Annotated in this window: 12 protein-coding genes; 2 read left to right on the forward strand and 10 right to left on the reverse strand. The window is 54.5% G+C overall.

Translation table 11 applies throughout. The features are described 5' to 3' along the window. Positions 1–4 precede the first annotated feature (4 nt). The 8 genes from era to rpoE all read right to left on the reverse strand — a co-directional run bounded on the left by era (position 5) and on the right by rpoE (position 7,470). A complete protein-coding gene (era, locus tag AAHB66_RS17225) occupies positions 5–910 on the reverse strand; it encodes a GTPase Era (RefSeq protein WP_347113763.1) in 906 nt (301 codons plus the stop codon). Beyond that, the gene (gene rnc / locus AAHB66_RS17230; RefSeq protein ID WP_032613175.1) at positions 907–1,587 is read right to left on the reverse strand and encodes a ribonuclease III; all 681 of its coding nucleotides are present in this window, start codon (positions 1,585–1,587) and stop codon (positions 907–909) included. Before rnc ends, era begins: the two co-directional genes overlap by 4 nt. A 223-nt stretch (positions 1,588–1,810) precedes the next feature. Next, positions 1,811–2,785, reverse strand: coding sequence for a signal peptidase I (gene lepB / locus AAHB66_RS17235; protein WP_337013898.1), 975 nt, complete (start codon positions 2,783–2,785; stop codon positions 1,811–1,813). 17 nt (positions 2,786–2,802) lie between these two features. Then, on the reverse strand, positions 2,803–4,602 hold the full coding sequence (gene lepA, locus AAHB66_RS17240) for a translation elongation factor 4 (RefSeq protein ID WP_347113765.1): 1,800 nt from the start codon (positions 4,600–4,602) through the stop codon (positions 2,803–2,805). 184 nt (positions 4,603–4,786) lie between these two features. Further along, complete coding sequence (rseC, locus tag AAHB66_RS17245) at positions 4,787–5,263, reverse strand: SoxR-reducing system protein RseC (RefSeq protein ID WP_347113766.1); 477 nt, start codon at positions 5,261–5,263, stop codon at positions 4,787–4,789. Next, a complete protein-coding gene (rseB, locus tag AAHB66_RS17250) occupies positions 5,260–6,213 on the reverse strand; it encodes a sigma-E factor regulatory protein RseB (protein ID WP_347113768.1) in 954 nt (317 codons plus the stop codon). The genes rseC and rseB overlap by 4 nt, the downstream gene beginning before the upstream one ends. Continuing rightward, on the reverse strand, positions 6,213–6,863 hold the full coding sequence (rseA, locus tag AAHB66_RS17255) for an anti-sigma-E factor RseA (RefSeq protein ID WP_347113769.1): 651 nt from the start codon (positions 6,861–6,863) through the stop codon (positions 6,213–6,215). Before rseA ends, rseB begins: the two co-directional genes overlap by 1 nt. Positions 6,864–6,894: 31 nt before the next feature. Further along, on the reverse strand, positions 6,895–7,470 hold the full coding sequence (gene rpoE, locus AAHB66_RS17260; RefSeq protein WP_032613187.1) for an RNA polymerase sigma factor RpoE: 576 nt from the start codon (positions 7,468–7,470) through the stop codon (positions 6,895–6,897). 423 nt (positions 7,471–7,893) lie between these two features. On the opposite strand from rpoE, the gene nadB reads away from it, so the two are divergent. Next, positions 7,894–9,513 (forward strand): L-aspartate oxidase, encoded by a 1,620-nt coding sequence (nadB, locus tag AAHB66_RS17265; protein ID WP_347113771.1) that lies wholly within the window; start codon positions 7,894–7,896, stop codon positions 9,511–9,513. Here the strand turns inward: nadB and AAHB66_RS17270 are convergent. Beyond that, positions 9,498–10,235, reverse strand: a complete 738-nt coding sequence (locus tag AAHB66_RS17270; protein WP_347113773.1) for a tRNA1(Val) (adenine(37)-N6)-methyltransferase — start codon at positions 10,233–10,235, stop codon at positions 9,498–9,500. The two genes, nadB and AAHB66_RS17270, sit on opposite strands and share 16 nt — an antisense overlap. Positions 10,236–10,367: 132 nt before the next feature. On the opposite strand from AAHB66_RS17270, the gene srmB reads away from it, so the two are divergent. Next, positions 10,368–11,696 carry an ATP-dependent RNA helicase SrmB gene (srmB, locus tag AAHB66_RS17275; protein WP_347113775.1) on the forward strand — a complete coding sequence of 443 codons (1,329 nt, stop codon included), beginning with the start codon at positions 10,368–10,370 and terminating at the stop codon, positions 11,694–11,696. Between the two features lie 51 nt (positions 11,697–11,747). Here the strand turns inward: srmB and grcA are convergent, their stop codons facing one another. Beyond that, the gene (gene grcA / locus AAHB66_RS17280; RefSeq protein ID WP_103180763.1) at positions 11,748–12,131 is read right to left on the reverse strand and encodes an autonomous glycyl radical cofactor GrcA; all 384 of its coding nucleotides are present in this window, start codon (positions 12,129–12,131) and stop codon (positions 11,748–11,750) included. Positions 12,132–12,279: the final 148 nt, after the last annotated feature.

The raw sequence follows: 12,279 nt of genomic DNA on the forward strand, positions 1-12,279 counted from the left end.
TGACTTAAACGTCGTCGCCGTAACCGAGGCTACGCAGCGCGCGCTCGTCATCGGCCCAGCCAGATTTCACTTTCACCCACAGCTCCAGGTGAACCGGGGCTTCGAACATTTCCATCATGTCTTTACGGGCTTCAATGCCGATGGTTTTGATCTTGGCACCTTTGTTGCCAATTACCATCTTCTTCTGCCCTTCGCGCTCAACGAGGATCAGCCCGTTGATATCGTATCCGCCGCGCTCGTTGGTCTGGAAACGTTCGATCTCCACGGTCACGGAGTACGGCAGTTCAGCGCCGAGGAAACGCATCAGCTTTTCACGGATGATTTCAGACGCCATAAAGCGCTGAGAACGGTCAGTGATGTAATCTTCCGGGAAGTGATGGATCGCTTCCGGCAGGTGCTTACGCACGATGCCCGCGATGGTGTCCACGTTCAGACCAGTCTCGGCAGAGAGCGGAACGATATCGAGGAAGTTCATCTGGCTACCCAGCCACTGCAGATGCGGCAGCAGATCGGCTTTTTCCTGCACGTTATCAACTTTGTTGACCGCGAGGATCACCGGCACTTTGCCGTCGCGCAGCTTGTTCAGCACCATCTCGTCGTCGGCCGTCCAGCGGGTGCCTTCGACCACGAAAATCACCAGCTCAACGTCACCGATAGAGCTGCTCGCCGCCTTGTTCATCAGACGGTTAATGGCGCGCTTCTCTTCCATATGCAGACCCGGGGTATCGACATAAATCGCCTGATACGCCCCTTCGGTATGGATCCCGACGATACGGTGACGGGTGGTCTGCGCCTTACGGGAGGTGATGGAAATCTTCTGACCCAGCAGATTATTCAGCAGGGTCGATTTGCCAACGTTCGGACGTCCGACGATGGCAATAAAACCGCAGTAACTCTTTTCTTCGCTCATTCCAGCTCCAGCATTTTTAACGCCTGTTCGGCGGCAGCCTGTTCCGCCTTACGACGGCTTGAACCTGTGCCAACCACCGGTTCACTCAGGCCACTGACCTGGCAATGGATGGTAAATTCCTGATCGTGTGCTTCGCCACGTACCTGCACCACCAGATAGGATGGCAGCGGCAGATGGCGACCCTGCAGGTACTCCTGCAAACGGGTTTTTGGATCTTTCTGTTTATCACCCGGGCTGATTTCATCCAGACGCGACTGATACCAGTTCAGGATCAGCTGCTCAACCGTCTGGATATCGCTGTCGAGGAAAACGCCACCGATTAACGCTTCGACGGTATCCGCGAGAATAGATTCACGACGGAAGCCGCCGCTTTTCAGTTCGCCAGGCCCGAGTCGCAGGCACTCACCCAGTTCAAACTCACGGGCAATTTCGGCAAGCGTATTGCCACGTACCAGCGTTGCGCGCATACGGCTCATATCACCTTCGTCCACGCGCGGGAAACGGTGATAAAGCGCATTCGCAATAACAAAACTTAAAATGGAGTCGCCCAGGAATTCGAGTCGCTCATTATGTTTGCTGCTGGCACTGCGATGGGTTAATGCCTGTTGCAACAACTCCTGATGCTGAAAAGTGTAGCCCAGCTTCCGTTGAAGCCGATTAATTACGATGGGGTTCATGCGATACCAATAGAATAAATGCGTCAAAAATGCAGCACACGAAACCGTCCTGAAAAAGCCAACGCGGTTTCGTGTGCCGTGGCACTGAATCAGCGCCAACCTTAAACTTCGGGGGAATATTCTATACGCAACGACAGGGGTTGTCGTTAGTCAGAAGAGATTTATCACCTAAATAATTCACGTAGCCTCTAATTAAAGAGACTACGTGCTCATTTATCAGGAATTAATGGATGCCGCCAATACGATTTAAGCGTACGCCGGTCGGCCATTCGCCTTCCTGTTTCTCAAAGCTCATCCAGATGGTGGTCGCTTTACCGACCAGATTCGCTTCCGGCACAAAGCCCCAGTAACGGCTGTCCGCGCTGTTGTCGCGGTTATCACCCATCATGAAGTAGTGTCCCGGCGGCACAATCCAGGTCGCCAGCTGCTGCCCCTGCTGCTGATAGTACATCCCCAGCTGATCCTGAGCGATGGAGACGGTCAGGATACGGTGCGTCACATCACCCAGCGTCTCTTTACGCTCGTTCAGACGAATACCGTTCTCTTTGGTCTCGCCTTTCGGCAGCTGGAAGAATCCGCTGGTGGCTTCGCCGCCGTTACGACGGGCAAACGTCTGCACAAAGTCGCTTGGCTCAACGCCGGAGTAAGTGACCGCCAGCGCGCTTCCGCAAGCCGTACCGGAACTGCAGCCAGGCTGAACCGTCACCTCTTTGGAGACCGGATTATAAGTGACCTTATCGCCCGGCACGCCCACGGTGCGTTTGATGTAATCCAGACGCGGATCGTCCGGATATTTAAACACCACGATATCGCCACGTTTCGGATGACCTGTTTCGATCAGCGTTTTCTGGTAGATCGGATCTTTAATGCCGTAGGCAAACTTCTCCACCAGAATAAAATCACCGATCAGCAGCGTTGGCATCATCGAACCGGATGGGATCTGGAAAGGTTCATAGATAAATGAACGCACCACCAGCACAATCGCCAGCACCGGAAAGACCGAAGCGCCCGTTTCCAGCCAGCCCGGCTTAGGGCTGACTTTTTTCAGGGTTTTTGGATCTAACTGGTCGCCCGTGGCCGCCTGTGCGGCGGCCTGACGTTCGCGACGTTTCGGGGCAAAGATAAACTTATCCAGACACCACAACAGCCCCGTCACCAGGGTGGCAATCACCAGGATCAGGGCAAACATGTTCGCCATGCCAACTCCTTAAAGGATTATTTTCCGTCTTTACCCACGTGCAGAATGGCGAGGAAAGCTTCCTGCGGCAGCTCGACGTTACCGACCTGCTTCATACGCTTCTTACCTTCTTTCTGCTTCTGGAGCAGCTTTTTCTTACGGCTGACGTCGCCGCCATAGCATTTTGCCAGAACGTTTTTACGCAACTGTTTCACCGTCGAACGGGCGATGATGTGGTTGCCAATCGCCGCCTGGATCGCAATGTCGAACTGCTGGCGAGGGATGAGCTCTTTCATCTTCTCGACCAGCTCGCGACCGCGATACGGAGCATTGTCGTTGTGGGTGATCAGCGCCAGCGCATCGACGCGCTCGCTGTTGATCAGCACGTCCACACGCACCATGTTAGAGGCCTGGAAGCGTTTGAAGTTGTAATCCAGCGACGCATAGCCGCGGGAGGTGGACTTCAGGCGGTCGAAGAAGTCGAGCACCACTTCTGCCATCGGGATTTCATAGGTCAGCGCTACCTGGTTACCGTGGTAAACCATGTTGGTCTGTACGCCGCGTTTTTCGATACACAGCGTGATGACGTTACCCAGGAACTCCTGCGGCAGCAGCATGTGACACTCCGCGATCGGCTCGCGCAGCTCATGAATATTGTTCAGCGGCGGCAGCTTGGACGGGCTGTCGACGTAGATAACCTCTTTCGAGGTGGTTTCTACTTCGTAGACGACCGTCGGTGCGGTGGTGATCAGATCCAGATCGTATTCACGCTCCAGACGCTCCTGGATGATCTCCATGTGCAGCAGGCCGAGGAAGCCGCAGCGGAAACCGAAGCCCAGCGCCGTTGAGCTTTCTGGCTCATAGAACAGGGAAGCATCGTTCAGGCTCAGCTTGCCGAGCGCATCACGGAAGTTCTCGTAATCATCGGAGCTGACCGGGAACAGACCCGCATAAACCTGCGGTTTCACCTTTTTAAAGCCTGGCAGCGCTTTATCTGCCGGGTTACGTGCCTGGGTCAGGGTATCGCCCACCGGTGCGCCGAGGATGTCTTTGATGGCACAAACCAGCCAGCCTACCTCGCCGCATTTCAGTTCGGTACGGTCAACCTGTTTTGGCGTGAAGATCCCCAGACGGTCTGCGTTATAGACCTGGCCGGTGCTCATCACTTTAATCTTGTCGCCTTTACGCATGGTACCGTTTTTAATACGCACCAGCGAGACAACGCCGAGGTAGTTATCGAACCAGGAGTCGATGATCAGCGCCTGCAGCGGGCCATCGGCATCGCCTTCCGGAGCCGGGATGTCACGCACCAGACGTTCCAGTACGTCCGTCACGCCGACGCCGGTTTTCGCCGAGCAGCGCACCGCATCGGTCGCATCAATGCCGACGATATCTTCAATCTCTTCCGCTACGCGCTCAGGGTCGGCGGCTGGCAGGTCGATTTTGTTCAGTACCGGCACCACTTCGAGATCCATTTCCATCGCGGTATAGCAGTTGGCCAGCGTCTGGGCTTCTACGCCCTGCCCGGCATCAACCACCAGCAGCGCGCCTTCACAGGCCGCCAGCGAACGGGACACTTCATAGGAGAAGTCAACGTGGCCTGGGGTGTCGATAAAGTTAAGTTGGTAGGTTTCACCGTCAGCGGCTTTGTAATCGAGCGTGACGCTCTGCGCTTTAATGGTGATGCCGCGTTCGCGTTCCAGGTCCATGGAGTCCAGAACCTGGGCTTCCATTTCACGATCAGACAGGCCACCGCAAATCTGGATAATACGGTCAGACAGCGTCGACTTACCGTGGTCAATGTGAGCAATGATCGAAAAGTTACGTATGTTCTTCATATAGTTAAATAATTATGCCTTACGAATTCCTGGAGGCCGCTGTTCTTAGCCTGACGTTTTTCAGTGCGAAAACGCAGCATTCTACACTACATCTCCGTAACCGGGAAATGCTCTTCCAGCAAGCTTAGCGTGAAGATTCAGCGTTTTCTTTTATGAGATGTAAATAAAGCAAAGCCCGGTGATATCACCGGGCTTCAGAAGAGAGCATTTCGACGCGAAGCTCATCGGGGGGCAGTCCAACGCTGAGGATAACGGGCTGCCACTCTTCGCGTACGGCAAGCCTCGATGAAAAGCCGCGGGCCAGTAAAAAGCCACCCACGCCACCCAGGGCTGCGCCGCACATCGCGGCCAGATCGGTGCCGAACAGCACCTGGAATACGCCGCCCAGGGCAAACAGCCCCACCAGCGGGGAGAGATAGACCAGCATCGCCGAGCCCAGCAGGCTGCCTTCGGCGATCCCTAACTCGACTTTTTGTCCTGCCACCAGCGGCTCTGCGCTGGGTACGCTGATGGTGTGCGACGTCTGCGGCCCGAGTTTGTTAAGCACCCGGCTTCCGCAACCGGCGCGGGAGGCGCAGCTGTTGCAGGAGGCTTTAACGTCACAGTTCACCAGCGCAACGCCCTCCTGCCATGAAACGACAGTAGCCCACTCTTTGATCATTGTCCGGCCCTGAATTTAATGCTGTCTGCGATGCGTTTAGCCGTTTGCGGCGGCAGTTCGCCGACGATGGTAATCTCGGCGTTATCACGCACGGTGGTACTGACGGTGCGGCGTCCGGTGCGCAGCATCTGATCGGCACTCACCGGCGTTGCCCGGTTAATGTTAACCGAGAAGCTGAACAAGCCGTCAGAGTAAAGACGGGACTCGACCGGGGTATCAATCGTCGGCAGCTGACGTCGGCTGCTGGAGACTTCGCTAAAGCCCTGCGGGATCCAGTTTGGTGCCCAGTTGAAGCTGACAGGATCGCCGGCCGGGACGGAGAGCAGCGGCGGCAGGCTGGCTTTTGCCAGATTCTGCATGCTGTTGCCGACCTGATCGTCAATGGTAAAGGAGATCACCCGGAACTGTTCCAGCGTCTCGCCATCACGATCCAGCAGATCGACCCGCATCGGCAGCTTGGTCTCCGCATCCATCCAGACGATATAGCTGTAACGCGTCCCGTCTCGTGCGACAACGCGCAGCACTTCACACAGCCGGTCAGCGATACGGGTACGCCCTACGGAGATAAAGTCGTAGTAAGGTGCCAGCCGTTTGAAGTCGGTATAGATGAGCGAAGGCAGCGAATCAACGATGTAATCGCCGTTCAGCGTAAAGGGTTCGAGACCCGGCTCAAAATAGCTGATTTCGTTGCCACGCTGCACGACTTCGCGGCGCGGACCATCCATCTGCAAAAGCTGGGCAAGCGGCTGTTTATCAAGACGGGCATGGCGATAGCGTAACGACTCTACACCCTGCTTATTGATACTGATAAAAGCCAGCTCGTAGTTGAGTGACTGGCTGGCCTGGTTCATTTGCTGTAACAACGCCCCGGACGATACATCAGCCGAGGCGTTGACAGTGAACAACAGGCTACCCGCCATCAGAGACATGGCGCACCAAAGTTGCTTCATTACTGCGATTGCGTTCCTAAAGTTTGGTTTCCGGGCACTTGCACAGCAGCCTGCTGGGTTTGCGCCTGCTCAAACTGAAGCTGTTCGGAATGCAGACGACGCTGCAATTCGTAGTCCTGCAACATCGCATTAATACGACGGCGTTGCTCTTGTACCTGCTGCTGCTGACCGGCGCCTGCCGATGCATCAGAAGGAATACCCAGGCTTACCGGGCTGGCTTTGCCCATCATCGGCAGCGTATTGAACACTGGCGCTTCAGGTTGCTGGCTCACTTCAGATTGGGTGTTATAGTGCTGGACGCCAACAATAACTGCAAGCGATACGCAAGCAGCGACGCCCATTTGCGTCAGTTGACTCGCCCAAGGGCGCACTTTGTTCCAGAAAGGCATCTTCTGCCACAGGTGCGGTGCCGGTTGGGCTTCAGGAATCAGCGGAGTGGCCTGAGAAACAGGTTCATTCTCGATGGCAGCCATTACGCGAGATGAGATATCAAAATGGAGGAGCTCGCCGGTATCGCCGCGCATGGTATCGCGGATGAGATGATAACTCTCCCAGGTTTTTTGCATCTCAGGAGAGCGAGAGAGCTCATTGAGCATCTCACTGTCCAGCGTTTCACCATCCATTAAAGCGGAAAGTTGTTCTTTCTGCATGCCTAATACCTTTTCCAGTATCCCGCTATCGTCAACGCCTGATTAGCGGTTGAACTTTATTATCAATAGCTTCTCGCGCACGAAATATCCGTGAGCGAACCGTACCGACCGGGCAATCCATGATAGCGGCTATCTCTTCATAGCTCAGGCCATCCAACTCCCGCAACGTAATTGCCATGCGTAAATCTTCCGGGAGCGACTCGATGGTGCGAAAAACTATTTGTCTCAGTTCTTCTGACAACATTAAGTTCTCAGGGTTCGAAATTTCTTTTAACGCCCCGCCGCTTTCAAAATTTTCGGCGTCGATTGCGTCAACGTCGCTTGAAGGCGGACGACGCCCCTGAGCGACGAGGTAGTTCTTGGCGGTATTGACAGCAATACGATACAGCCAGGTATAAAAAGCACTATCTCCCCGGAAAGATTCCAGCGCGCGATAGGCTTTGATAAAAGATTCCTGTACCACATCAGGAACATCTCCTGACGGTACATAGCGGGACACCAGACTCGCCACTTTATGCTGGTAGCGCACCACCAGTAAGTTAAAGGCTTTCTGATCTCCCTTCTGGACCCGTTCAACCAGAATCTGGTCCGTTAACTGCTCGCTCATCCGAGGTAATGTCTCCCCAAACCTAAAATCCACGCGTTATCGAAACGCCACTCCAAACACTGCACTGTGAGCAAGCAGTTGCTTTGAGGGTCTTTTTTTCAAAAAGTTCCGTCACGCCTTTGTTTTTGTTAATCGCGTCGCAGACTGTTCATTTTCTATCATTATAAGTCTGATACTGAAACGCACCCAGTTTCTGATAAGAATTGCCATTTTACCGCTTGCAGGGTACCGCAAGACAGGCTTTATTTCACCACAAAATCTGAAGCTAACGATCTGCTTCGCAAAATATTTTCGCCCTTTTTCTGTTTTATCACCGCAACAGCGGCTGTTTAGTCATTGCAACAAGTCGCAAAAAAAACGTGCGATTCATCGCATTCGAATGCTATGCTGACCAAACACTGTTTAGTAAATTAAACACACATCATGAACGCAATGTCTGAACTCTCCTGTGACGTACTGATTATCGGCAGCGGTGCCGCCGGCCTTTCTCTGGCGCTGCGCCTCGCCTCACACCAGAAAGTGATTGTCCTCAGCAAAGGTCCCATCAGCGAAGGCTCCACCTTCTATGCGCAGGGCGGGATTGCCGCTGTGTTTGATGAAACGGACAGTATCGACTCGCATGTGGAAGATACCCTGATTGCCGGCGGCGGTATCGTGGATAAACACGCCGCGGAGTTTGTCGCCAGTAATGCCCGTCACTGTGTGCAGTGGCTTATCGATCAGGGTGTGTTGTTTGATACGCATGTGCAGCCCAACGGGGAAGAGAGTTACCACCTGACCCGGGAAGGCGGGCATAGCCATCGCCGCATCCTGCACGCTGCGGATGCCACCGGGAAAGAGGTCGAAACGACGCTGGTCAGCCAGGCGTTAAACCATCCGAACATCCAGGTGCTGGAACGCAGCAACGCGGTGGACCTGATCATCTCCGACAAGATTGGCCTGCCGGGTACGCGCCGCGTCGTGGGTGCCTGGGTCTGGAACCGGAATAAAGAGACGGTAGAAACCTGCCGGGCAAAATCGGTGGTGCTGGCAACGGGCGGTGCCTCTAAGGTATATCAGTACACCACCAACCCGGATATCTCTTCAGGCGACGGGATTGCCATGGCCTGGCGTGCAGGCTGTCGCGTGGCCAACCTGGAATTTAACCAGTTCCACCCCACCGCCCTGTTCCATCCTCAGGCGCGCAATTTCTTACTGACCGAAGCCCTGCGTGGTGAAGGTGCACACCTGAAACGCCCGGACGGCACGCGCTTTATGCCGGACTTCGACGAGCGTGGTGAGCTGGCACCGCGTGATGTCGTGGCCCGCGCCATCGATCATGAAATGAAACGCCTGGGCGTGGACTGCATGTATCTGGATATCAGCCATAAACCGGCAGAATTTGTGCGTCAGCACTTCCCGACCATCTATGAAAAACTGTTGGGATTAGGCATCGACATCACCAAAGAGCCGATGCCCGTAGTGCCCGCTGCGCACTATACCTGCGGCGGGGTGATGGTGGACGATCATGGCCGAACCGACGTTGACGGCCTGTATGCTATCGGGGAAGTGAGTTATACCGGCCTTCATGGCGCCAACCGTATGGCGTCAAACTCCCTGCTGGAGTGCCTGGTTTACGGCTGGTCGGCGGCGGAAGATATTACCAAGCGCATGCCTTACGCCCGTCAGGCGGAAAACCTGCCTGCCTGGGATGAGAGTCGCGTGGAAAACCCGGATGAGCTGGTGGTGATCCAGCATAACTGGCACGAGCTGCGCCTGTTTATGTGGGATTACGTCGGAATTGTGCGCACCACCAAGCGGCTGGAGCGCGCCCTGCGCCGCATAACCATGCTACAGCAGGAGATTGACGAGTATTATGCTCACTTCCGCGTCTCGAACAACCTGCTGGAGTTACGCAATCTGGTTCAGGTGGCGGAGCTGATTGTGCGCTGCGCGATGATGCGTAAAGAGAGCCGCGGGCTGCACTATACGCTCGACTATCCGGAACAACTTGAGCACTCCGGGCCGTCCGTGCTCTCTCCGCTGACTCACATAAACAGATAGAACGGGTGGGTCAGCGCCGTGTAATCCTCGGAATAACGCTGATCCGGCCCACGGATCACCATCCTGTCGCTGAAGCACTCTCCTTCTTTCGGCGACAGCGCCACCAGAACCCGGTGCGGTAACCTGCCGTCCGTATCAGCAATATCGGTACGCAGACGTAAATACCAGCCCATCTCCAGTGCGTTATTGATAAGCGCACTGCCCGCGCTTTCCGGTAATACCATGCAGAAAAAACCCTCTTCGGTGATCAACGCTGCCGCACAGGCTAACAGTGAACTGTGATCGAGGGAGCCGGTAGAACGAGCTTGATCGCGCTCGGGCGTTGCGCACCCGACGCCGGGTTCATAATAAGGAGGATTGCTGACAATTAAGTCATAGCGAGCCGTTTGCTCTGGCGCCCAGGTCAGAACATCCGCACAATGGAGAGTAATACGAGAAGCCCAGGGGGATTCAGCCACGTTTTCCGCCGCCTGTTCGGCCGCCTGCGGATCCAGCTCAACCGCATCCAGGGTAACAGACTCTCCGGTACGCTGCGCCAGCATCAGGGCTAATAATCCGCTGCCGCTGCCAATATCGAGGATACGTTTAACGCCTGCTACAGGTGCCCATGCCCCCAGTAAAATGCCATCAGTGCCGACTTTCATCGCACAGCGATCGTGCGCGACAAAGAACTGCTTAAAGGTAAAACCATCGCGGCGCAGCTGCGCTTTGAGTTGAGACATGTCAGAGCAACCTTCAAAATGAAACGGGAGTAGCATAGGTGAAAGCGCAACGAGGGAAAAGGGATATCCACACAAACAGATGAAGATCGCAGCCATAACGTCTATAATCAGCGCCCCACACAGAGGTAGAACATGACTGTAACGACTTTTTCCGAACTTGAACTCGACGAAAGCCTTCTGGAAGCTCTCCAGAATAAAGGCTTCACACGCCCGACTGCCATCCAGGCGGCAGCCATTCCGCCTGCGTTAGAAGGCCGTGACGTACTCGGTTCAGCGCCGACAGGCACCGGTAAAACAGCGGCGTACCTGCTGCCCGTCTTGCAGCACCTTATTGATTTTCCGCGTAAGAAATCCGGCCCGCCGCGCATCCTTATTCTGACCCCGACACGTGAGTTAGCCGTTCAGGTTGCGGAGCATGCACGTGAACTGGCCGCCAATACCCATCTGGATATTGCGACCATCACCGGTGGCGTTGCCTATATGAACCACGCCGAAGTGTTCAGTGAGAACCAGGATATCGTGGTCGCGACAACCGGGCGCTTAATGCAGTACATCAAAGAAGAAAACTTTGACTGTCGTGCTGTTGAAACGCTGATTCTGGATGAAGCGGACCGCATGCTGGAACTAGGCTTTGCGCAGGATATTGAACACATCGCAGGCGAAACGCGCTGGCGCAAACAGACCATGCTGTTTTCCGCGACGCTTGAAGGCGATGCCATTAAGGACTTTGCTGAGCGTCTGCTTGACGATCCGGCAGAAGTTTCTGCCACGCCGTCCACGCGTGAGCGTAAAAAAATTCACCAGTGGTATTATCGCGCCGATAACTACGAGCATAAGCTCGAGTTACTTAAGCATCTGTTAAAACAGGATGATACGACACGTACCATCGTTTTTGTCCGTAAACGCGAACGTGTGCATGAGCTGGCGGAACAACTGCGGGCCGCAGGGATTAACAACTGTTATCTCGAAGGCGAGATGGCGCAGGTTAAACGTACCGAAGGGATTAAACGCCTGACCGAAGGTCGCGTGAATGTGCTGATTGCCACCGACGTGGCGGCGCGTGGTATCGATATTCCTGAAGTGAGCCATGTGATTAACTTCGACATGCCGCGCAGCGGAGATACCTACCTGCATCGTATCGGTCGTACCGGACGTGCTGGCCTGAAAGGCACGGCTATCTCTCTGGTTGAGGCACATGACTATCTGCTGCTGCAGAAAGTGGGCCGCTATATCGACGAGCCGGTAAAAGCGCGCGTGATTGATGAACTGCGCCCGACTACGCGTCCGCCGAGTGAGAGAATGACGGGTAAGCCGTCGAAGAAAGTGCTCGCTAAGCGCGCAGAGAAAAAAGAGAAAGAAAAAGAGAAGCCGCGCGTGAAGCAACGTCACCGTGACAGCAAAAACATCGGCAAGCGTCGTAAGCCAAGCGGCAGCGAGCCAGCTTCACAGAAAGAAGAGTAAAAAAAACGCCGGGGTTAACCCGGCGTTTTTATATCTGCACGCAGCCAACGATTACAGGCTGGCGGTAAAGGTACGTGCAATCACGTCACGCTGCTGTTCTGCAGTCAGTGAGTTGAAGCGAACGGCATAGCCAGAAACGCGGATGGTCAGCTGCGGATATTTTTCCGGGTGCTTAACAGCATCTTCCAGTGTTTCACGACGCAACACGTTAACGTTCAGATGCTGACCGCCTTCAACACGCACTTCCGGTTTGATTTCCATAGGGATTTCGCGATATTCAAACTCGCCCAGCGCGTTAACCTGAACAACTTCATCTTCAGCAAAGCCTGCTTTTGCACATACGCAGCGCGCTTCGCCTTTTTCGCTGTCCAGCAGCCAGAAAGAGTTCAGCAGGTCGTCGTTTGCAGCTTTAGTAATCTGGATACCAGTAATCATGTGTTGCCTCCCTTAAACTACACTATTGGGTGTCGCCCGTTGTTCAGGGCAATTGGTAAAACCATTGTTGCTTGAGTGTATATATATCAGTCAACCCACCGCCATTCATTGACTTAAATCAATAAAAACCACACCAGCGAAAGGGTGA

This window comes from Leclercia sp. S52 (assembly GCF_039727615.1).
GTDB classification, from domain to species: Bacteria; Pseudomonadota; Gammaproteobacteria; order Enterobacterales; family Enterobacteriaceae; genus Enterobacter; species Enterobacter adecarboxylatus_B.